The sequence below is a fragment of the Burkholderia sp. Bp9140 genome, assembly GCF_003853425.1.
In the GTDB taxonomy this organism is placed as follows: Bacteria; Pseudomonadota; Gammaproteobacteria; order Burkholderiales; family Burkholderiaceae; genus Burkholderia.
In genome coordinates, this window is sequence record NZ_QTPQ01000037.1 from 45,458 (window position 1) to 67,891 (window position 22,434).

Sequence of the window (22,434 nt, forward strand, 5' to 3'; positions counted from 1 at the left end):
ACACCGCGCCCCCACCTCACCGCTCCCTGAACGCCTCCACCTTCGCGCGGTTCCCGCACGTGCGCATGTCGCACCAGCGCCGCCCGACGCCGCGGCCGCGATCGACGAAGAACCACGTACAGCGGCCGCACTGCCGCACACGCGCGAAGTCGTCGCCGCGCAGCAGATGCTCGAACCCGAGCGCGGCCGCATCGATCCAGCGGGACGCGGCGCGCGCATCGGGACGCCACGCGAAGCGGCCATCGACCGCGTCGAACGTGCTGCGCCCGATCGCATCGCGAATCGCCACGGCGAGCCGGTCCGCCGCACGCGCGCCTGCGCTGCCGCCGTCGCCGGCCGTCAGGTACGCGAGCGCCGCATACGCATCCTCGCGAAATCCATGCAGCGCGGCGAGTTCGTCTGCTCCATCCTGCCGGGGATGACGCAGGAACCGCGTCAGGTCGGCCTCCTCCAGCAACCCCGACTTCGCGGCCCACGCACGCACGGCCGGCCAGTCGACGAACTTGTCCTCGTTGCGCGTCTTGCCCGTGTCGGCCACCGTGTTCAGGAAGTCGAGCGCCGGGTGGCCGCCGACGAAATCCGCCGCGATCCATGCGTGCGCCTGTCGTGCAGGCTCGTGCCGGGTAACCATTTATCTCCACCTATCGGTTTCATATCCGGATGAACAGGCGTAACCTGTTAATAACCCAAACAGGTTATCACGGAGGCACCGATGCTCGATCTCGCCAATCGCTTCATGTTCGAAGGTCACGGGATCGCATGGGGTACGCTCGGCGAAGGGCCGCCGCTCGTGCTCGTGCACGGCACGCCGTTTTCATCGCAGGTGTGGCGCCGGATCGCGCCATGGCTTGCGCGGCGCCATCGCGTGTTCTTCTACGACCTGCTCGGCTACGGCCAGTCGGACATGCCCGACGCGGACGTATCGCTGGGACGGCAGAACGTGCTGTTCGGCGCGCTGCTCGACGAATGGAATCTTTCGCGCCCGCGCGTGCTTGCGCACGATTACGGCGGTGCGACCGTGCTGCGCGCGCATTTCCTCGACGGCATCGCATATTCGGACCTGACGCTCGTGAACCCGGTCGCGATCGCGCCGCAGGGCTCGCCGTTCGTGCGGCATGTCGCGCAGCACGAAGCCGCGTTCACCGGATTGCCGGCCTACGCGCATCACGCGCTCGTATCAGCCTATATCGGCAATGCGGTCGCGCAGCCGTTGAGCGACGACGTGCTGTCGATCCATCGCTCGCCATGGCTCACGCCCGCCGGTCAGGCCGCGTTCTACCGGCAGATCGCGCAGATGCGCCAGCGCTACATCGAGGAAGCCGAGGCCCGCTATGCGCCGCCGGACTTTCCGGTGCGCATCGTGTGGGGCGAGGACGACGGGTGGATTCCGCTCGAACAGGGGCAGGCGCTCGCCGATCGCATCGCGAACGGCAAGCTGATCAGGGTGCCGCGCGCGGGTCACCTGGTCCAGGAAGATGCGCCGGAAGCGATCGTCGCCGCCGTGCTCGACGGGCACGGCCAAGGTTGATCGCTCCGGCACTGCTTGGCACGTCAGAAGGCCGGCACGCCCTGCGCGAGCGTCGCGACGAACTTCGTGGTGCGCGGGTCGCGCGGTCGCCCGAACAGCTCGCGCGATGCGCCGGCCTCGACGATGCGGCCATCCGCGAGAAACACCGCATCGTGCGCGACCGACGCGGCCAGGCGCAGGTCGTGCGTGGCCATCAGCATCGTCGTGCCTTCCCGCGCGAGCTGGCGCAGCACTTCGACGACTTCGACGGACAGCTCGGGATCGAGCGCCGACGTCGGCTCGTCGCACAGCAGCACCTGCGGCGACGGCGCGAGCGCACGTGCGATGGCGACGCGCTGCTGCTGGCCACCCGACAGCGTCGCGGGCCATGCGTCGGCCTTCTCGGCGATGCCGACCTTGTCGAGCAACGCGAGCGCCCACTGGCGCGCCTGCTCGCGCGGCCAGCGCTGCACGGTCACGAGCCCTTCCATCACGTTCTGCACGACGCTCAGGTGCGGAAACAACTGGAAGTTCTGGAACACCATGCCGGTTTGCCGGCGCACCGCGAACACGTGATCTCGCGACGGCCGATACCCCGCCGCGAAGTCGATGCGTGCATCGCCGACCGTAAGCGCGCCCGTCTCCGGCACTTCGAGCAGGTTCACGCAGCGCAGCAGCGTGCTCTTGCCGCTGCCGGACGGCCCGATCAACGCGGTCACGCTGCCGGGCTGCAATGCGAGGTTGATTCCGGTCAGCACGCGCTGCGCGCCGAACGACTTGTCGATGCGCTCGAGACGGATCATCGCAACTCCGCGTGGAACAGCGCATGACGGCCGAAACGGAGCTCGAGCCGACGTTGCAGCGAGGAGAGCACCGAGCTGAACAGCAGATAGATCAGTGCGGCTTCGGTATAGAGGATCAGCGGCTCGTAGGTGACGGCCGCGATGCGCTGCGCGGCCTGGAAGATCTCGGGCACGGTCAGCACGGCGGCGAGCGACGTGTCCTTCACGAGCGAGATGAACGCATTCGACAGCGCGGGCAGCGCGACGCGCGCGGCCTGCGGCAGGATCGCGCGGCGCAGCGCCTGCGCGCGCGTCATCGCCATCGAGTACGCGGCTTCCCACTGCCCCTTCGGGATCGACTCGATCACGCCGCGGATCACCTCGGCGTTGTATGCACCGACGTTCAGCGAGAAGCCGATCACGGCGGCGGTCAGCGGATCGAGCACGATGCCGACGTTCGGCAACCCGTAGAAGATCACGAACAGCTGCACGAGCAGCGGCGAGCCGCGAAACAGCCAGATGTAGAAACGGACGCCGGCCTGCGCCCAGCGCGGCCCGAACAGGCGCGCGAGCGCCGCGCCGAACGCGAGCAGCAGGCCGATCGCGAACGACGCGAGCGTGAGCGGAACCGTGAACACGAGCCCCGCCACCAGCAGGGGCCGCAGCGATTCCGCCATCAGGTGCAGCCAGGGCGGCATCGGTCAGCCTCGCGTCACGGATGCGACACGTCGCGGCCGAAGTACTTCTGCGAGATCCTCGCGTACGTGCCGTCGGCCTTGATGTCCGCGAGCGCCTTGTCGATCGCGGCGACCAGCGCGGGGCTGCCCTTGCGCAGCAGCACACCCGATGCATCACCGGCACCCGTCGTGTCGGTCGCCGCGATCTTCAGTTTCGCGTCGGGCTTGTGCTTGCGGAAGTCGAGGTACGACAGCGAATCGTTGATCGTCGCGTCGACGCGCCCCGAGCTCAGCAGGTCGATCGATTCGTTGAAACCCTGCACGGGCACCACGTCCGCGCCGTGCGCGGCCGCGAGCTTGCCGAAATTGCTCGTCAGCGTGTTCGCGGATTTCTTGCCCTTCAGGTCGTCGAACGAGCGGATCGACGTGTTGTCCGCGCGCACGATCAGCACCGCGTGCGACGTGATGTACGGCGTCGAGAAATCGTACTTCGCCTTGCGCGCGTCGGTGATCGACACTTCGTTGACGACCGCGTCGTAGCGGTTCACGTCGAGGCCCGCGATCAGCCCGTCCCACTTGCCTTCGACGAACTCCGCCTTCACGCCGAGCCGCTGCGCGATCGCGGTCGCGATGTCGACGTCGAAGCCGGTCAGCTTGCCCGTCGTGTCGTGATACGTGAACGGCGCATACGTACCTTCGGTGCCGACCCGGAACACGCCGGCCGACTTGATCCGCGACAGGTCGTCGGCGGCCAGCGCGCTCGTGACGGCAGTGGCCTGCAGCAATGCGACGACCAGGATGGAGCGAAGGAATTTCATAGTGCGGACCCCGAACGATGGAAGGGAGTGAACCCGCCGGCCCGAGCGGCCGCGCGAGCGGTCCGCGAATTCTACCGACGCGCCGATGCCCGGCAAAAACGCAAATCCGCTAACGATATGAGCGCGTCGAATAACGCGCCGGCCAGCCACGCTCATCCCGCAGATGAAATCCGTCGCGATGCAGCGCGGCGATCGCCCGACGATTCGTTACCGGCGGTTACAGAAGCGACACCGCGGTATCACCCATTCGGCATGCGCTACGTACCATGAAGACAGGTGAACCTATTGCTCGCGGGCCTTGCCCCCCACGAACGGAGTGAACGGCAAATGAAACGCATCCTGTTGTCCTGTGCCCTCGGCATCGCGACCGCCTGCCTGTCGGCAAGCGCGTTCGCGCGCGCCGACATCGGCGTGTACTTCGGCGTGCCGGGGCCGGTGATCGAGGCGCCACCGCCTGTCTACTACCCGCCGCCGCCCGTCGTGTACGAGCCGGCACCCGTCTATTACGGCCCGTACTACGGCGAATATCGCTACCGCCACTATCGGCACGACAACGGCTGGCATCGCGGCTGGCGACATCACCGCGACGACGACGACTGACCGTCGCCTGGCGGCCGTCGCGGCCGCATCCCGCCGGGGGACATTCCGCGCGCCGGCCTTCGAGCCGGCGCGTCCGCATCACGCACCGCTTACCACGGCAGCGAATAGGTCTTCGTGTTCGTGAAGCTCTTCATCGCTTCCTGCACGCCTTCCTTGTAGCCGAGGCCCGAATCCTTCACGCCGCCGAACGGCGTCAGTTCGAGCCGGTAGCCCGGCACCTCGCGCACGTTCACGCTGCCGACCTCGAGCTCCGTGATGAAGCGCGTGATGTTGTCGAAACGGTTCGTGCAAACCGACGACGACAGCGCATAGTCGGTGCTGTTCGACATCCGGATCGCCTCGTCGATGTCGCGAAAGCGCATGATCGGCGACACGGGCCCGAACGTCTCGTATTTCACGAGCGGCATGTCGGGGGTCACGCGATCGACGACCGTCGGCGAATACAGCGCACCGTCACGCACGTTGCCGACCAGCAGGCGCGCACCGCGCGCAATCGCATCGTTGACCTGCTGCTCGCAGAACTTCGCGGCCGCCTCGTCGATCACCGTGCCCATGTCGACCGACGGATCGGCCGGATTCCCGTACGCCCACGCGCGGGTTTTCTCGACGACCAGCTCGGTGAAGCGATCGGCCACCGCCTCGTGCACGAGCATCCGCTTGATCGCCGTGCAGCGCTGCCCGGAGTTCTTGTACGAGCCCGATACGGCGAGCGTGCTCGCCTCGTCGAGATCGGCGTCTTCCATCACGATGATCGGATCGTTGCCGCCGAGCTCGAGCACCGCGCGCCGGTAGCCCATCCGCGACGCGATCGACTTGCCGATCGACACGCCGCCGGTGAACGTGATCAGGTCGATCGCCGGGTTCGTGATCAGCTCGTCCGCGATCTCCTTCGGGTCGCCGGTAATCACCTGCAGCATCTGCGGCGGCAGGCCGGCTTCATACAGGATGTCCGCGAACAGGTAGCATGACAGCGGCACCTTCTCCGACGGCTTCACGACGATCCGGTTGTTGGTCGCGATCGACGGCACGACCTTGTGCGCGACCTGGTTCATCGGATGGTTGAACGGCGTGATCGCGGAAATCACGCCGAGCAGCGGTTCGCGCTGCGTGTATACGCGGCGCTTCTTGCCGTGCGGCGTCAGATCGCACGAGAAGATCTGCCCGTCGTCCTTCAGCACTTCGCCCGCGCCGAACGTGAGCACGTCGGCCACGCGTCCGGCTTCATACGTCGAATCCTTGAGGCACAACCCGGCTTCGGCCGTGATCAGCGCCGCGATCCCGGCGGTGCGCGCACGCACGATGTCGGCCGCGCGGCGCAGGATCGCCGCGCGCTCGTGGCGCGTGAGCGACGGCCGGTATGCGCGCGCGGCCGCGAAGGCGCGCCGCACGTCGTCGAGCGTCGCCTTCGGCACGGTGCCGACGAGCGAGCCGTCGTACGGGTTGCGCACCTCGATCACCGCATCGCGATCAATCCTTTCACCATCGATTCGTAGTGCTTCGCGATGAAGCGCGCGGACCTCCGTCGAGGCTGCAATGGCGTTCATGAGTGTCTCCCTGGCGGATACGTCCGCGTCACTGCAGATGGTTGAGCGCGATGTCGATGATGTCGAAGTTGCGCAGCCGCGTGCGACCCGTGACGTCGGTCGCGACCGGCTTGCTGAAGATCAGCGGCACGATCTGTTCGGAGATCCCGCCGTGCGAGCGCAGCGGCACGTCGAGGCCCGACAGGTCGTGCCTGATGCGGCGCGTGCCGAGCACGACGTCCTGCTTCGAGATCACGATCAGGTCGCCCATCCGGTCGGGCGGCAGCTCGAAGCGCGCGCAGCCTTCGGCGCCGGTCAGCACGACCTCGATGCCGTCCACCGCGGCGAGCCGCGCGCGCAGCGCGTCGGCATCGGCGGAATCCGGCACGTAGACGGTCGCGAACGAGCCGAGTGCGCCGTGGTGCACGACGTACGGATCGGTGATCGGCAGGATCACGCGCGCAGCATCCTGGCCGAGCCACCCGTCGAACAGCTCCTGCAGGTAGATCACGTTCGGCTCGCCGGTCTCGCCGTCGTGCTTCGCGTTCATCCCGTGGTCGGCCGTGATCGCGACGATCGCGCCGAGCTCGTCGAGCCGCTTCAGGTACGTGTCCATCATCTGGTAGAACGCGTTGGCGCCGTCGGTGCCGGGCGCGCACTTGTGCTGCACGTAGTCGGTCGTCGACAGGTACATCAGGTCGATCGGGCGCGTCTCGAGCAGGCGCACGCCGGCCGCGAACACGAATTCCGACAGGTCCGCGCTGTACACGCTCGGCACCGGCTTGCCGACCAGCTCGAGCACGTTGTCGATGCCGTTTTCCTCGACGCTTGCCTCGTCGGCCTTTTCCGACGAGAAGCAGATGCCCTTGAGCCCCTTGCCGAGCAGGCGGCGCAGCTTGTCCTTCGCGGTGACGACCGCGACGCGCGCGCCCTGTTCGGCGAAGGTCGCGAGCACGGTGGGCGCGACGAGGTACTTCGGATCGTTCATCAGCACCTCGGCGCCGGTGTCGCGATCGTAGAAGTAGTTGCCGCTTATCCCGTGGATCGCCGGCGGCACGCCGGTAACAATCGACAGGTTGTTCGGGTTCGTGAAGCTCGGCACCACGCACTCGCCCTTGAGCGCCATGCCCGGCTTCAGCAGCGTGCGCAGGAACGGCGCGACGCCGGCCTCGGCCGCCATCTCGAGATATTCATAGGCGCAGCCGTCGACGCAGACCACCACCACGGGGCGGCTCATCCAGTTGTAGCGGCGGCCGTTCACTTCCACGGATACAGGCGTTTCAGTCATGACGTTCAGTCCTTTCGGTTCGAAGGGGGTTGAGCTGTCGGCGCCCGCGCCGCGCCGAGGAGGTGTTTTCCATGCTTGACATTAAAATTGATGATTTGTAGATTGTCAACAACATGCAGAGAACAGAAAGCAAAAGACGGAAGCACGAGGCAACACGAAGAGGGCTGGTCTCCACTCATCCGCCGCGTGCCGCAGTCAAGGGGTCTGAAGGTGAACGAGGTGCCGGTACACAAGGGTTTCAATGCATGGGCAGCGGGCGCGGCCCGTGTCGCGGCGGTGGCGCTCGGTGCCGCGCAGGCGGCACACGCGAAGACGTCGCTCCTCCTCTACACCGCGCTGGAACACGAGGCGATGAAGCCCTGCAAGGACGCGTTCGAGAAGGCGAACCCCGACATCGAGATCCGCTGGGTGCGCGATCCACGCACCGGACGACCCGAACTACGACTTCAAGCGGTTTTATCAGGAGGTCAAAAAGCGCGGCTACATTCTGTATCCGGGCAAGCTGACCGAAGTCGACACGTTCCGCGTCGGCTGCATCGGCCACTTCGGCGAAGCGGGCATTCCGGGCGCGGTCGCGGCGATCGCCGACACGCTGAAGGCGATGGGCGTGCGCCGCGTGTCCGCCGAAGCGGCGGCGTGACGCGATGCACCCGGCCGCACCGCGGCGCGCGGCCGGACGCCGTGCGGCGGTTTCGTTTTCCTTTCCCGCCGTGCGCGGCACGGCAACCCGACCCTTACTGGCACGACATCCGATGCGACCCTTCTGGATCGAACAAGCCCTGTTCAACGACGGCGATCTCGCCCCCGCGCTACAGGGCGCGACGCAGGCCGATGTCTGTATCGTCGGCGGCGGCTTCACGGGGCTCTGGACCGCGATCCAGGCGAAGCAGCAGAACCCGGCACTCGACATCGCGATACTCGAGGCCGACCTGTGCGGCGCCGGCGCGAGCGGGCGCAATGGCGGGTGCCTGCTCACGTGGTCCGCGAAATTCCTGACGCTGCGCCGCCTGTTCGGCGAAGCGGAGGCGATCCGGCTCGTGAAGGCGTCGGAGGCCGCCGTCCAGCACATCGCCGACTTCTGCCGTGCGCATCGCATCGATGCCGAGCTGCGGCTCGACGGCACGCTGTACACGGCAACGTCGCGCGCGCAGGTCGGCACGCTCGCGCCGGTGCTCGACGCGCTCGCCGCGTGCGGCATCCACAGCTACGAGCCGCTGCCGTCCGCCGAAGTCGCACGCCGCTCGGGCTCCGCACGCAATCTCGACGGTGTGTACTCGCCGATCGCCGCGACCGTGCATCCCGGCAAGCTCGTGCGCGGGCTGCGCCGCGTCGCGCTCAACATGGGAATCCGGATCTACGAGCGCACGCCGCTCGTCGACTTCACGCCGGGGCAGCCGGCCGTCGTGCGCACGCCGTCCGGCAGCGTGCGCGCGGGCAAGCTCGTCTTCGCGATCAACGCGTGGATGGCGAGCCGTTTCCCGCAGTTCGAACGCACGATCGCGGTCGTGTCGAGCGACATGGTCATTACCGAGAAATGCCCGGAGCTGCTCGAGAAGACCGGGCTCGTGGACGGCGTATCGGTGCTCGATTCGCGGATCTTCGTGTACTACTACCGCACGACCGCCGACGGCCGGCTGATGCTCGGCAAGGGCGGCAACACGTTCTCGTGGCGCAGCCGCATCGCGCCCGTGTTCGACCGGCGCTCGCCTTACGAGGCGCAGCTCACGCAGAGCCTGCGCGCGTTCTTCCCGTCGCTCGCCGGCGTGCCGGTCACCGCCAGCTGGAACGGCCCGTCGGACCGCTCGGTGACGGGCTTCCCGTTCTTCGGCCGGCTCGACGACGCGCCGAACGTGTTCTATGGCTTCGGCTATTCGGGCAATGGCGTCGGACCGACCTACATGGGCGGGCAGATCCTGTCGTCGCTGGTGCTCGGCCTCGACAACGCGTGGACGCGCAGCCCGATCGTGCGCGGCCCGCTCGGCCATTTCCCGCCGGAGCCGATCCGCTATGTCGGCGCGCACGTCGTGCGCAACGCGATCCGCCGCAAGGAGCGCGCGGAAGACGAAAGCCGGCGGCCGGCGCTCGTCGATACGTGGCTCGCGAAATTCGCGAGCGCGGCGGGCAAGGCCGACAAGGCGTGACGAGGCGTAGACGACGAGGCGCTGATGCGATGACGTGACGCGCAACGCAAAAGGGACGCTGCGAAGCGTCCCTTTTGCGTTGCGGCGGGCCGGTGCAGCCGCGTTACACGCGCTCGGCTTTCTCGCGCGCCGCCTTGCCCGTGCCCGGCAGCCCCTGCTCGTGGGTGCGGCGCATCCGTGCGAGGCCATGCGCGACGTGCTCGCGCACGAGCGCGACGGCCTTCTCCGCGTCGCCGCTCGCGAGCGCCTGCACGATCTTGTCGTGCTCGGCCGCCGACACCGCGATCGCATCCTCCTCGGCCTCGATCGCGGCCTGGCGGAGCAGCCCGAGCTGGCGCACGAGCCGGCGATAGGTATCGGTGAGGTGCGTATTGCCGACGCCGACCACCATCGCGTCGTGGAACTGCACGTTCAGCTCGGTGTAGCGTGTGACGTCATGCGTCTTCGCGGCACCCTTCATCGACTGGATGATGCCCTTCAGCACCTTCAGCGTGTCGGGCGAAATGCGCTTCGCGAGCGCGCGCGCGACCGACTCGTCGAGCATCGCGCGCACTTCGTAGATTTCCTCGGCCTCGCGCAGCGGCACGACGCGCACCGTCACGCCGCGGTTCTTCTCGTTGCGCAGCAGTCCGGCCTGCTCGAGCGCGCGGAATGCTTCACGCACGGGGCCGCGCGACACGTTCAGCTTCGTCGCGATATCGACTTCATTGAGTTTCTCGCCCGGCGCATATTCGCCGGACACGATCGAGCGCTCGAGCATGTCCTGGACAATCATCGCGAGCGACTGGCTTTGCAGGAGTTCGATGGCGTTGAGCGCGTTCGGGGCAGTCATGGTCGGGCAGGCAGCGCGGCTGCGGGTGAAAACGAGGGCGCCATATCGGCGAATGATCCTTGTATACCCTCGGCCCGACACATTGTCAACAGTTTTCAGTTTCCAAAAATCAATCGCGCGGCCGGCACGAACATGCCGGACCGCGCGGCGCGGGGCCTGCCGTCAGGCCGTCTGCTTCACCGGCCCCGGATCGCTCTGGCTCGGCCGCCCCGTCTCGACGTGGCCCGCGAAGCGGCGCACGACCTTGTCGTCGCCGCCGCGCAGCGTCGTCGCGGTAATCGTCAGATCGTACCAGCCGTGACTCGACGACAGCTCGAAGTGATCCTCGACGCGCTCGCCCGGCTCCAGCGTGTAGGTGCGCGCATGCGCATGGCTGTACGCGTTGTCGACCACGACACGGCACGCCGCGCGGCCGCTGTTGCGCAGCTGCAGGTACACGTGGCGGTTGCGCACGTCGTAGCCGATCTTCGCTTCCGGGTTCGCGTGGCGGCCGTCCGTGGCGAGCCGCGTGTTGCCCTGGAATTCGCACAGATAGCCGTTCGGGCCATAGGCGGCGAGATGGTAGTCGCCGCGCGCGGCCGACGTGCTCCAGGTATCGGCGAAGCGGTCGTGCGAGGACACCGCGTAGCGGCGCGGCGGCGTCGCCGGATTGCGACGGTCGTACACGTAGAACGCGGCGCCCGCGTCACCCGAGTTCGCGAAATCGAGCGACACGCTGTCGTCGCGGCCGTTCACGCGGGCATGCACGAACAACTCGTACGGCAGCGCGCGCGCCGGGCGCGTGCCGGGCTCCTGCGCCGGCATCGACTGCTGCGCGGGCACCTGGTACGCCTGGCCCGCGGTGGCGATGTGCTGCGGCACCGTGAAGCTCACCGTGCGCGTATCGGGGCGCGCGGAGAAATCGAACGCCGACGTGAGGTCGCCGCAGATCGACCGGCGCCACGCGCTGATGTTCGGTTCCTGCACGCCGAAGCGGGCTTCGAGGAAGCGCAGCACCGACGTGTGGTCGAACGTCTCCGAGCAGACCCAGCCGCCCTTCGTCCACGGCGAGATGACGATCAGCGGCACGCGCGGCCCGAGGCCGATCGGCTGGATCCCGCCCGGATCCGCGCCCGGCACCAGCGGGCCCATCTCGCCCGGGTACTTGTTCAGGTCGAGCAGTTCGTCGCCGAGGTTCGACAGCAGGTTCGACGACACGATGCCCTGGCCGCCCACGCCGCTCGCGACCGGCGGCACCGGCGGCACGACGTGGTCGAACAGCCCGTCGTTCTCGTCGTAGTTGAGGATGAACACCGTCTTCGCCCACACCTCCGGGTTCGACGTCAGCGCCTCGAGCACCATATTGATGTAGAACGCGCCGTCGGTCGGCGACGCCTGCGGGTGCTCGCTGTACTTGTACGGCGACACGATCCACGATACCTGCGGCAACCGGTTCGCCTGCACGTCGGCCTTCAGCTCCGCGAGCGTGTGGTTGGATGCGCCCTTGTCGACCAGCGGGCCGCTCGCGCCTTCCTTCACCTGGAAGCGCTTGAAGAACATCAGCGAGTTGTCGGTGTAGTTGTCGGTCGGGTCGCCCGGGATGCCCGTGCCGCCCTGGTACACCTTCCAGCTGATCTTCGCGTTCTCGAGGCGTTCCGCGTAGGTCGTCCACGTGTAGCCGTTCACGTCATTGCGCTCGCCGATGCCGGGACCGTTCGGCTGCGTGCCGTAGACGTTGCGCGAGTCGACCGTGCCGGTCCACAGGTAGATGCGGTTCGGCGCCGTATCGGCGTGCGCGGAGCAGAAATACGAATCGCAGATCGTGAACGCGTCGGCGAGTGCGTAGTGGTACGTGAGGTCCTGGCGCTTCAGGTAACCCATCGTCAGCACGTCCTGCTTCTGGTTCACCCACTGGTCCCACTGGCCGTTGTTCCATGCGAGGTGGCCGCTGCTCCAGCCATGGTTGGTGCCCGGCTGGAATTCGGTCGTCTGCTTCGGGTCGAGATAGAACGGCAGCACGTACGGCGCGGACGGATCGAGCCCGCGCGAATGGTAGTTCTTCGTGAACACCGACGCGGGCGGCTGCTGCCACACCGGCGCGCCGCTCGGCAGCAGGTGGGGGCGCGGGTCGTTGAAGCCGCGCACGCCGCGCAGCCCGCCGAAGTAGTGGTCGAACGAGCGGTTTTCCTGCATGAAGATCACGACGTGTTCGACGTCGCGGATCGTGCCGGTGCGATAGGCGGCCGGTATCGCCAGCGCGTTGCGGATCGCCGGCGGGAAGCCGGCGTAGGCGGCCATCGCGCCGGCCGACTGGGCGGCAAGGCGCAGGAAATCGCGTCGATTGGTGGCGGACATGAAGAGGATCCTGTGGGTCGGTAAGGGTGGCGCCGGTCGAGCGAGGCCGGCGGTCGGTGCGTTGCCGCTATTACTCCGCACCGGCATGTCCCGGCCGTGACCGGTTCCAGCAGGTTTCTTGCGGTCACCCCCAGCTTTTTTTCGAAGCGGCGCACGATGCGCCTTTCATCCGGCCGACACATGCGTACGCTACGCTGACGCGCGATGAAGACGGGGGAGAAGCCGAGTCGTGTTCGATCAGCTGAAGGCGTTCCACGCGACCGTCCGGCAGGGCAGCATCACGCGCGCCGCGCGCCACCTGGGCGTGAGCCAGCCGACGATCGCCGCGCAGATCAAGCAGGTCGAGCAGCTGTACGGCGTCGAGCTGTTCTACCGCAGCGGCCGCAAGCTCGAGGTCACCGAGACCGGCATCGAGCTGCTGCCGCTCGTCGAGAAGATGATCGCGCTCGAGGCGCAGGCCGACATCATGCTGCGCAATGTCGGCGGCCTGTTCGAAGGGCATCTGCGGATCGGCGCGACGGGGCCGTACTACATCATGGACGCAGTCGGCCGCTTCTCGCACGCGCATCCGTCGATCGCGCTCACGTGCCGGATCGGCAATTCCGAGGAAATCCTGCAGGCGCTGCACGAATTCCGCATCGACCTCGCGGTGTCGTCGCAGCGCAATGACGCGGACGGCCTCGAACGCAAGGTGATCTCCACCGATCCGCTCGTGCTCGTCGTGCATCGCGACCACCCGCTCGCGCGCTTCGACGCGATCGACGCCGCGCAGCTCGCCGACGTGCGGCTGCTGATCCGCGAGGAAGGGTCGGTCACGCGCCGCTGCACGGAGACGATCCTCGCGGGCGCTGGCGTCGCGGCCGCGTCGGTGGCCGAGATCGGCAGCCGCGAAGCGATCCGCGAGGCGATCCTGCACGGCGTGGGCGCCAGCCTGTTTCCGCGCGGCGAGGCCGAGCGCCATCCGGACCTGCGCATCGTGGCGCTGCGCGGCGTCGACACGACGATCGACGAATACGTGTATTACCTGAAGGCGCGCCGCCAGAGCCCCGCGATCGATGCGTTCCTCGCGTGCATCCTGCCGGCGCGGCCGGTCACGCACGACACACACGACACGACGCGGCAAGTGAACGCCCGCTGAACCGCCGCGCGTCCACCGGTTTCGCGCATTTCCCGTCGCATTTCCCTGCACCTTCCGGCGCTTTTCCCGCGCCTTCCCTCGTGGTTTTCCTCGTGCCTTCGTTGTTGCTTGCCGCCGTGCATTACTTCGGCAGCGCGGGGATCATCCACGTCAACACGTGCTGCTGCAGGAACACGAGCACGCCGAGCAGCAGCGTGAGGATCACGCTGTGCCAGAAGGTGCGCGCGAACACGACGCCTTCCTGCCCCTTCAGGTCGGTCGTCGACACGCCCGTCGCGATGTTCTGCGGCGAGATCATCTTGCCCATCACGCCGCCCGACGAATTGGTCGCGGCCATCAACACCGGATCGAGGCCGAGCTGCCTGGCGGCGACGACCTGCAGGTTGCCGAACAGCGCATTGCCGGACGTGTCGCTGCCGGACAGGAACACCGCGATCCAGCCGAGCGACGCCGACACGAGCGGGAACAGCGCGCCGGTCGACGCGACGCCGGTGCCGAGCGTGTAGCTGATGCCCGAGTAGTTCAGCAGGTACGCGAGCCCGACGATCATCATCACCGTGATGATCGCGATCCAGGTCTGCCGCCACGTCTTGACCACGCATTCGAGGAACGCGCCGACGCCGGTGCGCGTCAGCGCCGCCGTGATGATCGCGGAGAGCAGGATCGCGGTGCCGGTGCCGAGCGGCTGGAAATCCCAGATCGCCGCATACGGCTTGTGGTACAGCGTCACGAACACCGTGTTGTGCAGGCCCGGCCACTTGATCTTCACGTCGCCGATCGCCGCGACGTTCGCGTGCACCCAGACGATCACGACCACCGACACGACGATCCACGGCAGCCACCCGCCGAAGCCCGTGCGCGCGGCGCCGGCCGTGGCGGGCGCGCTGCGCGCGAGCGCGTATTGCGGATCGGGCTGCGGCTTCCACGCCTGCAGGAAGCCGATCGTGACGATCAGCGACGTGAGCGACGACAGCACGTCGGTGAGCTGGTAGCCGAGGAAGTTCGACGTGACGAACTGCGCGATCGCGAAGCTGCCGCCTGACACGAGCAGCGCGGGCCACAGCTTCGCGATCGAGCGCAGGCCGCCGTACGCGCCGACCACGTAGAACGGCAGCAGCAGCGCGAAGAACGGCAGTTGCCGGCCGACCATCGCGCCGAGCGTCGCGGGCGGCAGCGACGTGACCGCGCCGAGCACGGTGATCGGCACGCCGAGCGCGCCGAACGCGACCGGCGCCGTGTTGAACAGCAGCGTGTAGGTGAGCGCTTCGAGCGCGGGGAAGCCGAGCGCGATCAAGAGCGCGCTGGTGATCGCGACCGGCGTGCCGAACCCGGAGATCCCTTCGAGCAGGCAGCCGAACGAGAACGCGACGACGAGCAGCACGAGGCGGCGGTCGTCGGGCAGGTTGTCGAGCATCCACTGCCGGAACTGGTCGAAGCGGCCCGACTTCACCGCGATGTTGTACAGCAGCAGGGCGTTGAACACGATCCACATCACCGGCACGACCGCGAGCGCCATGCCGGCGCCGACCGCGTTGAACGCGAGACCGGCCGGCATGCCCCAGGCGCCGATCGCGACCGCGAGGCCGGTGACGAGCCCGGCCAGCGACGCCTGCCAGGCCGGCCGGCGCAGCACGCCGAGCGCGATCAGCGCGACCGCGATCGGGATCACGGCGACGAGGAACGACAGGAACAGCGAGTTGGCGACGGGCGTCAACGGCTGCGCGAACAGGATGCCGGGCGGCAGGGCTGCGGTGGGATTCATCGTGTCTCGTGTCTCCGATCCAGTACCAAACGTGCGTTCACGGCCGCAACGATCGTCCGACGCTTGCGCATGCAACCATGCCGCCGTGCGCCGACCGATCGGTCGCTTAAAAGAGGTTAGGAGGCGCATCGCGCTTGCACAAGGAGGGCATGCCCGATCCATGCGGTGCCGATACACGGCATCCGCCGCACACCGAACGGCGGCTGGCGGCCCGCTGACGCGCGCGCCGGCAAGCCGCCGGCGCAATGTTGCTCAGCCGACAAAGGTGACTGACGGCGGGCGGGGTGTTTCGTTTGATGTCCGAAGCCTAGACTGGCTGCATCGATTCCGCCCGCGCCGAAGACGGCGCGGCTGCGGAGACCTCACGGAGCAAACCCGATGAAAACCATGAAACTTGCGGCCTGCGCGTTACTGCTGATCGGCTCGGCTGTCGCCGTCCAGGCCCAGGCCGCGTCGGCGCTGACGCGTGCGCAGGTTCGCCAGGAACTCGCGGAACTGCAGGCAGCCGGCTACCGGACGAGTCTCGCCAGCAGTCCCGACTTTCCGCAGAACATGCAGGAGATCATGCAGCGCGCCGCGCAGGCGCGCGGCGACGCGGCCGGCTACGGCAGCGACGGCCATGCGAACGTGGAATCGGGGAAGCCGGCGCTGCCGCACGTGGTCGATCGCGACACGTACGCGCATCACTGACGCGAATGAAACCGGGCCGGGCGCGTGAATGCGCGGCCACCCGGCCCGCAGCCTGCCCGCCGCGCGGCGGGCTGCTGCCGTCAAACGCTGAAGCGGTTCAGCGTGTATGCACGATAGGCCGCGACGAACGCGTCGAATGATCCGGCCTCCTTCGCTTCCAGCTCGGCCTGCTCGGCCAGCGACTTCGCCGCGAGCGCCTGCTCGGTGCGCATCGTCTCCGCCGACGGCGGGTTCGCACGGAAGTGCGCAGCATGCGCTGCGCTGTGCGCGAGTGCGAACGCGAGGAACGACTGCCCGTTCTCGCGCATCTCGCGCAGCACGCGCGCCGACGGCGTGCGCTCCGGATCGGCGAGCTTCTCGCGCTGCGCGGCGATCGCACGCGCATGCTCGTCGCCGCCGCGGATCTCGTCGAGACGGCGCCCGACGGTTTCGATATCGGTCATCAGGTCGTCCGCCCATGCCTGCAGCGTGACCGGCTGGCCGTCGCGCGTCAGCGTGAGCCCCGGCTTGCGTCCGTCCATCGTCACGCTGCCGAAGTTCGCGTTCGCTTCCTTGTACGCATCGCAGTCGAGCGCGGGGCTCTCGTCGAGCGCGCACGCGAGCAGGAACGCGTCGATGAAGCGGGCGGTGTCGAGCGCGATGCCGGTCGGCTCGAACGGATCGATGTCGAGGCAGCGCACTTCGATGTACTGCACGCCGCGCGACGCGAGCGCATGCAGCGGACGCTCGCCCGAATACGTGACGCGCTTCGGCCGGATCGTCGAGTAGAACTCGTTCTCGATCTGCAGCACGTTCGTGTTGATCTGGATCCACTCGCCGTCGCGATGCGTGCCGATCGCCTCGTACGGCGGATACGGCTCGCTCACGGCCGTCGACAGCGCGTCGAGGTAGCCGGGCAGCGTGTTGTAGTCGACGTGCAGCGCGGCCTGCGCGGTCGTGTTCGAGTAACCGAGGTCGCTCATCCGCAGGCTCGTCGCATACGGCCGGTACAGCGTGTCGGCGTCGAACGCGTCGAGCTTGTGCGGCTTGCCGCGCAGGAATTTCGCGTCGAGCGCGGGCGATGCGCCGAACAGGTACATCAGCAGCCAGCTGCGACGGCGGAAGTTGCGGATCTGCGCGAGATAGCGCTCCGACTGGTAGTCGACGAGCGTCGCCGTCGAGCCTTCGTCCGCATGCAGGCGCCGCCACACTTCCTCGTGCAGCGAGTAGTTGTAGTGGATGCCGGCGATGCACTGCATCGTGCGGCCGTAGCGATACGCGAGGCCGCGGCGATACACCGTCTTCAGGCGGCCGATGTTCGACGTGCCGTAGTCGGCGATCGGGATGTCGTCGTCGGCCGGCAGCAGGCCCGGCATCGAGCCGTTCCACAGCATCTCGTCGCCGAGCGACGCATACACGTAGCGGTGCAGATCGTCGAGACGTTCGAGCGTGATCGACGCGTCGGCTTCCGCCGGCGTGATCAGTTCGATCAGCGCTTCGGAATAGTCGGTCGTCAATGACGGGTGCGTGAGGGCCGAACCGAGCGCGCGCGGATGCGGCGTGAACGCAATCATCCCGTCGCGCGTCACGCGCAGGCTTTCCTTTTCGATGCCGCGCAGGCCGTCGGGCAGACGCTGCCGCGTCGGGCCCGAGCTCAACGCTTCGAGACGATTCAGCAGCAGTTCGGACTGGCGGTGAGTCATGGTGTTCGACATGGAGACGCAAGTGCGTGACGGCCGCGCGCAGAACGCCGCGCGCGGCCGGCTGGATTATTTGGTCGCTTCGTTGGTAGCGGGCACTTTAACATCTCGCCGGGACACGTGCTTGAGGTCGCTCCGGGCAATGCGCGCGGGCCGCAGCGGGCCGCCCGGCGAGCCGATGGCGACGATCGCCGCGTGCGCAGCCGACCGTCGTCGGCCCCGCCGGACGCCGTGATCACGCGACATTCGTCGGAAGGATCGTGAACGGTACGCGAAGCGCCGATCGGTGCAACCCGCGCTGCCGAATCCGCGATGCAACACCGCCGCGGTCGAGTCGACCATGCGTCGAGGGCGACAGACGCCGGATTCGTTCGATCGCCATCAAGCGTCGCAACCATGAGGAGGACGACCGACCGATCGCGGCAACGCCCGCGCTCTCCGCAGGTCGCCCCTCCACCTCGGCGGGCCGCCCCCGGCCGGCCGCGGCGACCGTCATCCGCCGCGCGCGCCGCCGGCCCGGTCCGCCACGTCGTTCCACAGATGAAGCGCCGCATACGCGCGCCACGGCCGCCAGCCTTCGGTGCGGCGCTTCTGGCTCGCGAGCCGGTCGAGCGACGGATCGCGCGCGGTAATCGACTGCATCAGCACGAGATCGGACGCCGGCCACGCGTCGGGGTCGCGCCACGCACGCATCGCGATGTATTCGACGGTCCACGGGCCGATGCCGGGCAGATCGAGCCACGCGCGGCGCAGCGTTCCGAGGTCGGCCTGTGCGGGATCGAGCGGCACGTGGCCGGCCGCCACCGCACGCGCCATGCCCGTCAGCGCCGCGGCCCGCTTGCCGGGCATCCCGATCTTCTCCAGATCGCATGCGGCGAGCGCGTCCGGCGTCGGGAAACGCCAGGCGGGCGCGCCGTCCGGCACCGGCATGCCGTCGTGGTCCACGACCCGCTCGCCGGCCCGCTGGACGAGCCGCCCGACGATCGTCGTCGCCGCCTTCACGCTCACCTGCTGGCCGACGATCGCGCGCACCGCGAGCTCGAACCCCGACCAGGCGCCCGGCACGCGCAGCCCCGGTGCCGCTTGCACGAGCGGCGCGAACCACGGATCGCGCACGAGCCCGCCGCCGATCGCGGCCGGATCGGCGCCGAGGTCGAACATCGACGCGACGCGGCGCGCGAACGCATCGTCGACATGGCGCGCGGCCGCCCCTTCGACCGTCGCGATCAGGCAGTGCCGACGCGGATGCTTCGTGACGGTGAGCCGGCCCGCGTCGCCGTGCAGGTCGACGATGCGGCGATACACGCCGTCGACGACCTGCTCGACACCCGGAATCGCGCGGCCGCTGAAGAAGCGCAGCACGCGCGCCCAGTCGTACGGCGCCTTGAAGCGCAGCGCCATCTGCGCGGACGGCGGCACCTGGCCGCCGTCCGCGATCAACGTAATCGTGTCTGTTTCGATGCTCAAACTTCGTCACCCTCCGCAACGGCTTCGGTTTCATCGTCGTGCACCTGGCGCGCCTCGGACGCGAGCAGCGTCGCCTTGCGGCGCACACCCCAGCGATATCCTGCCAGCGCGCCGCCCTTCTGCACGACACGGTGGCACGGAATCGCGAGCGCCACCGGGTTCGACGCGCAGGCCGATGCGACGGCGCGCACCGCACGCGGCGAGCCGAGCGCCTCGGCGATCTCCGAGTAGCTGCGCGTCTCGCCGTACGGGATGTGCGTCAGCGCTTCCCAGACGCGCTGCTGGAACGCGGTCGGCGCGATGTCGAGCGGCAGGTCGAACGCGTGCCGCGTGCCGTCCAGGTATGCGCGGATCTGCGCGATGAACGGCGCGAGCCGCGACGACGCTTCGACCAGCTCGGCGCGCGCGAACGCGTCCTTCAGTTCGCCGACGAGCGATGCAGGTTCGTCGCCGAACGCGATCCGGCAGATGCCCTGTTCGGTCGCGGCGACGAGCACCGTGCCGAGCGATGTCGACGCGGTCGCAAAATCGATCCGCAGGCCGGCGCCCTGGCGACGGAACGCGGACGGCGCCATCCCCAGTTCGCGCGGCACCGATGCGTAGAGCCGCGACGGCGAATTGAAGCCCGCGTCCACGGCCGCCTGCGTGACCGGCTGCCCGCTTTGCAGCGCCTCGCGCAGCGCGGCACCGCGCTGCGCGGCCTGGTACTGCCGCGGCGACACGCCGACCACGCGCTTGAACAGCCGCTGCAGGTGGAACGGGCTCACGTGCACGGCGTCACTCAGCTGCTGCAGCGTGAGCCGCTCCGGATGCGCGTCGAGCACCGCGCATGCACGATTGACGATTTCGAGCTCGCGCGGCAGCCCTTCCGGCTGGCAGCGCTTGCACGGACGAAAGCCAGCCGCGCGCGCGGCGGCCGGATCGGCAAAGAAGGACACGTGCTCGCGCCGCGGCAGCCGCGACGCGCAGCTCGGCCGGCAGAACACGCCGGTCGTGCGCACGGCATAGAAGAACGCGCCGTCCGCATGCGGATCGCGGGCGGTCACGGCGCCCCAGCGGGCATCGTCGGTCGGATAGGCGGTTTTCATCTGAACCTCGCACGTTCTAGTGTAGATGGTGCCTACTCTAGACATCGGCATGGGCCGTCGCGCCCTGAATCTTGCTCTGTGATTCGCGCCGCCGAAATCGGGGATGCATCGCAGTCGATCAAGCGGACGAAACCCCTTGCGAGCGCTGCTTCAGCGCCGCTTTCGTCATCATCCCGTCACCATTTTGCTGCAGTGCAGCTGCGACAAATCGCCGTCCTGACCATTTTTTACACTCGGAATATTGCAACGCACCATCGCCGTGTGTATAGTTGGAACTGTCTCCTCCATGTCTCCTCCTGATATGGATTAAGCCCGTTCCGCTCTGCGTGAACGGGCTTTTTTTCGTCCGTCGATCGTGACGCGTTCCGGCATCCCTCGCCCGCGCGGTCTACACTCGGTGCACGCCATCCGCGAAGGAGTGCCCCGCTCATGAAACCGACCATCCGCACGATCGATCACGTCGTGCTGCGCGTGACCGACATGGCTGCGATGACGCGCTTTTACTGCGATGCCGTCGGCTGCCACGTGGAGAAGGAACAGCCCGACCTGGGCCTCGTGCAGTTGCGCGCCGGCGACGCACTGATCGACCTGTTGTCGGTCGGTGGCCCGATCGACCGTCCCGACAGCGGAGCGCCCGGCGCCGGCCGCAATCTCGACCATCTCTGCCTGCGCGTCGAGCCGTTCGACCCCGACGCGCTGATCGAGCATTTCGCGGCGCATGGCGCGCGCCCCGGCGCCCCCGCCGAACGCTACGGCGCCGGCGGCTACGGGCCGTCGATCTATCTGTTCGATCCCGAAGGGAACATGCTGGAATTCAAAGGGCCGCCCGCCGCGATCGGCTAAGCGCCGGCCGTCACGCGTCGGCGCGCGCCTTCAGCACGGTCCATTCGACCGCGACCGGATCGTGGTCGGCGCTCGAGATCCACGCCGTGCCGTCCTGCACCGTGCACTGCAGGCGCATCGTGCGCTCGGCGAGGTGCCCGAGCGCCGCCGCGACGCCGTCGGCCAGCGACAGCACCTGCACGTTGCGCAGCCGCTCCACCTTGCTGCGCACGCCCTGCCACCAGATATCCGAGGTCTTGCCGCCGTAGGCGATCACCGTGACCTGCCCGGCGCGGCCGGCCGCCTTCGAGATGCGCCGTTCGTCGGGCTGGCCGGCCTCGATCCACACGTCGATCGCGCCCGTCAGGTCCTTTTGCCACAAATCGGGTTCGTCGACGTCCGACAGCCCCTTGCAGAATTCGAGACGCTCGTTCGCGAACAGCGCGAACGCGACGATGCGCACCATCATCCGGTCGTCGGTTTCCGACGGGTGACGGGCGACCGTCAACGCATGATCGGCGTAGTAGTGCCGATCCATGTCGGCGATTTGCAGTTCGGCTTTGTAGATGGTGGATTTCAGCGCCATGCGGATACGGCCCGGGCGGGCATTCGGTTCGGTCGGGCCGTGATGATACCGAATGCGCGTCGCCCGGCGCGCGACGGGCGCTCCACAGCACGACGGCCCGGCATCGGCCGGGCCGCGTTCGGGGCGCGCCGCCGGCGGTTCGGGCCGGCGCGCGGGTGCGAGAGGTGCGCGTGCGGGTTACTGCTTGACGAAGCGCGAATCGGTCCAGAGACCCTGCTGGTCGCTGTTGTCGGCGCTGACGAACTGGACGTCGCCCTGATCGACCGACACCACGCGGAAGCGCTGGCCTTCCGGCACCGACAGGCAACGGTAGTCGTCGAAGTACTGCTGCTTCGCCTGCGACTTGCCGTCACGCTCGTGACTCAGTACGGAGTCCAGATTGTCTTTCGACAGACAGCCCCACGCATTCTTCGTCAGCTGGATTTCCTGCTTCGGCTGGACAGCCGCATCGCCGCCCGCCTGCGCGATCGACACCACGGAAAATGCGCCGACAAGGGCGAAAAGGACACCGGTTCGCTTCATCATGTTCTGTCTCCAGGCTTGCGGGCACCAGGCTGGGTTAGCTATGTGTTTAAAGATGATCGTGAACCCGCGTTTTTCACTTTAGAAGACCGGCAAACGATATCAAGCACATTTGTTGTGCGATCGCAATAGCGGCGAATTGTCGCACCCTGCGCGCACCCGGTTTTTCGCGTGCCGC

20 protein-coding genes and 2 pseudogenes are annotated in these 22,434 nt (G+C 67.9%); 8 read left to right on the plus strand and 14 right to left on the minus strand.

Translation table 11 applies throughout. The features are described from left to right. Nucleotides 1-16: 16 nt before the first annotated feature. A complete protein-coding gene (locus tag DIE21_RS27485) occupies nt 17-631 on the minus strand; it encodes a CGNR zinc finger domain-containing protein (protein ID WP_124500633.1) in 615 nt (204 codons plus the stop codon). 81 nt (nt 632-712) lie between these two features. Between DIE21_RS27485 and DIE21_RS27490 the strand changes: the two genes are divergently transcribed. Continuing rightward, nucleotides 713-1,528 (plus strand): alpha/beta fold hydrolase, encoded by an 816-nt coding sequence (locus tag DIE21_RS27490; RefSeq protein WP_124500634.1) that lies wholly within the window; start codon nt 713-715, stop codon nt 1,526-1,528. 23 nt (nt 1,529-1,551) lie between these two features. Here DIE21_RS27490 and DIE21_RS27495 read toward each other — a convergent pair whose 3' ends face one another. The 3 genes from DIE21_RS27495 to DIE21_RS27505 are packed head-to-tail and all read right to left on the minus strand — an operon-like array spanning nt 1,552 to nt 3,784. Further along, entirely contained in the window at nt 1,552-2,310 is a 759-nt protein-coding gene (locus DIE21_RS27495) for an amino acid ABC transporter ATP-binding protein (RefSeq protein WP_124500635.1), read from the minus strand. Then, entirely contained in the window at nt 2,307-2,987 is a 681-nt protein-coding gene (locus DIE21_RS27500; protein ID WP_124500636.1) for an amino acid ABC transporter permease, read from the minus strand. Before DIE21_RS27500 ends, DIE21_RS27495 begins: the two co-directional genes overlap by 4 nt. Before the next feature lie 14 nt (nt 2,988-3,001). After that, nucleotides 3,002-3,784, minus strand: a complete 783-nt coding sequence (locus tag DIE21_RS27505) for an amino acid ABC transporter substrate-binding protein (RefSeq protein WP_124500637.1) — start codon at nt 3,782-3,784, stop codon at nt 3,002-3,004. 327 nt (nt 3,785-4,111) lie between these two features. On the opposite strand from DIE21_RS27505, the gene DIE21_RS27510 reads away from it, so the two are divergent. After that, nucleotides 4,112-4,384: a hypothetical protein gene (locus DIE21_RS27510; RefSeq protein WP_124500638.1), complete on the plus strand. Its 273-nt coding sequence runs from the start codon at nt 4,112-4,114 to the stop codon at nt 4,382-4,384. Between the two features lie 89 nt (nt 4,385-4,473). Here the strand turns inward: DIE21_RS27510 and phnY are convergent, their stop codons facing one another. Both phnY and phnA read right to left on the minus strand, forming a co-directional pair. Then, nucleotides 4,474-5,928, minus strand: coding sequence for a phosphonoacetaldehyde dehydrogenase (phnY, locus tag DIE21_RS27515; RefSeq protein WP_124500639.1), 1,455 nt, complete (start codon nt 5,926-5,928; stop codon nt 4,474-4,476). Nucleotides 5,929-5,956: 28 nt separating this feature from the next. After that, nucleotides 5,957-7,195: a phosphonoacetate hydrolase gene (gene phnA, locus DIE21_RS27520; RefSeq protein WP_124500640.1), complete on the minus strand. Its 1,239-nt coding sequence runs from the start codon at nt 7,193-7,195 to the stop codon at nt 5,957-5,959. A 210-nt stretch (nt 7,196-7,405) separates the two neighbouring features. Between phnA and DIE21_RS37930 the strand changes: the two are divergent. From DIE21_RS37930 to DIE21_RS27535, 3 genes and pseudogenes are all read left to right on the plus strand, one after another. Then, nucleotides 7,406-7,648: pseudogene (locus DIE21_RS37930) on the plus strand (putative 2-aminoethylphosphonate ABC transporter substrate-binding protein); the annotation flags it as partial. After that, nucleotides 7,614-7,835 (plus strand): annotated as a pseudogene (locus tag DIE21_RS27530) (2-aminoethylphosphonate--pyruvate transaminase); the annotation flags it as partial. The pseudogenes DIE21_RS37930 and DIE21_RS27530, both read left to right, overlap by 35 nt. A gap of 112 nt (nt 7,836-7,947) precedes the next feature. After that, complete coding sequence (locus DIE21_RS27535; protein WP_124500641.1) at nt 7,948-9,336, plus strand: FAD-dependent oxidoreductase; 1,389 nt, start codon at nt 7,948-7,950, stop codon at nt 9,334-9,336. Between the two features lie 103 nt (nt 9,337-9,439). Here the strand turns inward: DIE21_RS27535 and DIE21_RS27540 are convergent, their stop codons facing one another. Together DIE21_RS27540 and DIE21_RS27545 are read right to left on the minus strand one after the other, a co-directional pair. Continuing rightward, nucleotides 9,440-10,168, minus strand: coding sequence for a phosphonate utilization associated transcriptional regulator (locus DIE21_RS27540; protein ID WP_124500642.1), 729 nt, complete (start codon nt 10,166-10,168; stop codon nt 9,440-9,442). A gap of 162 nt (nt 10,169-10,330) precedes the next feature. Further along, complete coding sequence (locus DIE21_RS27545) at nt 10,331-12,502, minus strand: phosphocholine-specific phospholipase C (protein WP_124500643.1); 2,172 nt, start codon at nt 12,500-12,502, stop codon at nt 10,331-10,333. 229 nt (nt 12,503-12,731) lie between these two features. On the opposite strand from DIE21_RS27545, the gene DIE21_RS27550 reads away from it, so the two are divergent. Further along, nucleotides 12,732-13,640 carry a LysR family transcriptional regulator gene (locus DIE21_RS27550; protein WP_124500644.1) on the plus strand — a complete coding sequence of 303 codons (909 nt, stop codon included), beginning with the start codon at nt 12,732-12,734 and terminating at the stop codon, nt 13,638-13,640. 121 nt (nt 13,641-13,761) lie between these two features. Here the strand turns inward: DIE21_RS27550 and DIE21_RS27555 are convergent, their stop codons facing one another. Next, a complete protein-coding gene (locus tag DIE21_RS27555) occupies nt 13,762-15,402 on the minus strand; it encodes an L-lactate permease (protein ID WP_124500645.1) in 1,641 nt (546 codons plus the stop codon). Between the two features lie 378 nt (nt 15,403-15,780). Between DIE21_RS27555 and DIE21_RS27560 the strand changes: the two genes are divergently transcribed. Further along, on the plus strand, nt 15,781-16,092 hold the full coding sequence (locus DIE21_RS27560; protein ID WP_124500646.1) for a DUF4148 domain-containing protein: 312 nt from the start codon (nt 15,781-15,783) through the stop codon (nt 16,090-16,092). Between the two features lie 80 nt (nt 16,093-16,172). Here DIE21_RS27560 and gshA read toward each other — a convergent pair whose 3' ends face one another. The 3 genes from gshA to ada form a co-directional block, all read right to left on the minus strand. After that, nucleotides 16,173-17,786, minus strand: coding sequence for a glutamate--cysteine ligase (gene gshA, locus DIE21_RS27565; RefSeq protein ID WP_185642847.1), 1,614 nt, complete (start codon nt 17,784-17,786; stop codon nt 16,173-16,175). A 477-nt stretch (nt 17,787-18,263) separates the two neighbouring features. Next, the gene (locus DIE21_RS27570) at nt 18,264-19,238 is read right to left on the minus strand and encodes a DNA-3-methyladenine glycosylase (RefSeq protein ID WP_124500648.1); all 975 of its coding nucleotides are present in this window, start codon (nt 19,236-19,238) and stop codon (nt 18,264-18,266) included. Further along, nucleotides 19,235-20,326 carry a bifunctional DNA-binding transcriptional regulator/O6-methylguanine-DNA methyltransferase Ada gene (gene ada, locus DIE21_RS27575; protein ID WP_124500649.1) on the minus strand — a complete coding sequence of 364 codons (1,092 nt, stop codon included), beginning with the start codon at nt 20,324-20,326 and terminating at the stop codon, nt 19,235-19,237. The genes DIE21_RS27570 and ada overlap by 4 nt, the downstream gene beginning before the upstream one ends. 429 nt (nt 20,327-20,755) lie before the next feature. On the opposite strand from ada, the gene DIE21_RS27585 reads away from it, so the two are divergent. After that, nucleotides 20,756-21,169 (plus strand): VOC family protein, encoded by a 414-nt coding sequence (locus DIE21_RS27585; protein WP_124500651.1) that lies wholly within the window; start codon nt 20,756-20,758, stop codon nt 21,167-21,169. A 10-nt stretch (nt 21,170-21,179) separates the two neighbouring features. Here the strand turns inward: DIE21_RS27585 and DIE21_RS27590 are convergent, their stop codons facing one another. Next, entirely contained in the window at nt 21,180-21,734 is a 555-nt protein-coding gene (locus tag DIE21_RS27590) for a YaeQ family protein (RefSeq protein ID WP_124500652.1), read from the minus strand. Between the two features lie 177 nt (nt 21,735-21,911). Beyond that, entirely contained in the window at nt 21,912-22,259 is a 348-nt protein-coding gene (sap1, locus tag DIE21_RS27595) for a surface attachment protein Sap1 (RefSeq protein WP_044848669.1), read from the minus strand. Nucleotides 22,260-22,434: the final 175 nt, after the last annotated feature.

What these genes read in the sequence shown, in the direction of transcription:
- DIE21_RS27485 (WP_124500633.1), bottom strand. Translation starts at nt 631, where the DNA reads ATGGTTACCCGGCACGAGCCTGCACGACAGGCGCACGCATGGATCGCG.
- DIE21_RS27560 (WP_124500646.1), top strand. Translation starts at nt 15,781, where the DNA reads ATGAAAACCATGAAACTTGCGGCCTGCGCGTTACTGCTGATCGGCTCG.
- DIE21_RS27555 (WP_124500645.1), bottom strand. Translation starts at nt 15,402, where the DNA reads ATGAATCCCACCGCAGCCCTGCCGCCCGGCATCCTGTTCGCGCAGCCG.
- DIE21_RS27510 (WP_124500638.1), top strand. Translation starts at nt 4,112, where the DNA reads ATGAAACGCATCCTGTTGTCCTGTGCCCTCGGCATCGCGACCGCCTGC.
- DIE21_RS27585 (WP_124500651.1), top strand. Translation starts at nt 20,756, where the DNA reads ATGAAACCGACCATCCGCACGATCGATCACGTCGTGCTGCGCGTGACC.
- DIE21_RS27540 (WP_124500642.1), bottom strand. Translation starts at nt 10,168, where the DNA reads ATGACTGCCCCGAACGCGCTCAACGCCATCGAACTCCTGCAAAGCCAG.
- gshA (WP_185642847.1), bottom strand. Translation starts at nt 17,786, where the DNA reads ATGTCGAACACCATGACTCACCGCCAGTCCGAACTGCTGCTGAATCGT.
- ada (WP_124500649.1), bottom strand. Translation starts at nt 20,326, where the DNA reads ATGAAAACCGCCTATCCGACCGACGATGCCCGCTGGGGCGCCGTGACC.
- DIE21_RS27490 (WP_124500634.1), top strand. Translation starts at nt 713, where the DNA reads ATGCTCGATCTCGCCAATCGCTTCATGTTCGAAGGTCACGGGATCGCA.
- phnA (WP_124500640.1), bottom strand. Translation starts at nt 7,195, where the DNA reads ATGACTGAAACGCCTGTATCCGTGGAAGTGAACGGCCGCCGCTACAAC.
- DIE21_RS27500 (WP_124500636.1), bottom strand. Translation starts at nt 2,987, where the DNA reads ATGCCGCCCTGGCTGCACCTGATGGCGGAATCGCTGCGGCCCCTGCTG.
- sap1 (WP_044848669.1), bottom strand. Translation starts at nt 22,259, where the DNA reads ATGATGAAGCGAACCGGTGTCCTTTTCGCCCTTGTCGGCGCATTTTCC.
- DIE21_RS27545 (WP_124500643.1), bottom strand. Translation starts at nt 12,502, where the DNA reads ATGTCCGCCACCAATCGACGCGATTTCCTGCGCCTTGCCGCCCAGTCG.
- phnY (WP_124500639.1), bottom strand. Translation starts at nt 5,928, where the DNA reads ATGAACGCCATTGCAGCCTCGACGGAGGTCCGCGCGCTTCATCGCGAA.
- DIE21_RS27590 (WP_124500652.1), bottom strand. Translation starts at nt 21,734, where the DNA reads ATGGCGCTGAAATCCACCATCTACAAAGCCGAACTGCAAATCGCCGAC.
- DIE21_RS27505 (WP_124500637.1), bottom strand. Translation starts at nt 3,784, where the DNA reads ATGAAATTCCTTCGCTCCATCCTGGTCGTCGCATTGCTGCAGGCCACT.
- DIE21_RS27535 (WP_124500641.1), top strand. Translation starts at nt 7,948, where the DNA reads ATGCGACCCTTCTGGATCGAACAAGCCCTGTTCAACGACGGCGATCTC.
- DIE21_RS27495 (WP_124500635.1), bottom strand. Translation starts at nt 2,310, where the DNA reads ATGATCCGTCTCGAGCGCATCGACAAGTCGTTCGGCGCGCAGCGCGTG.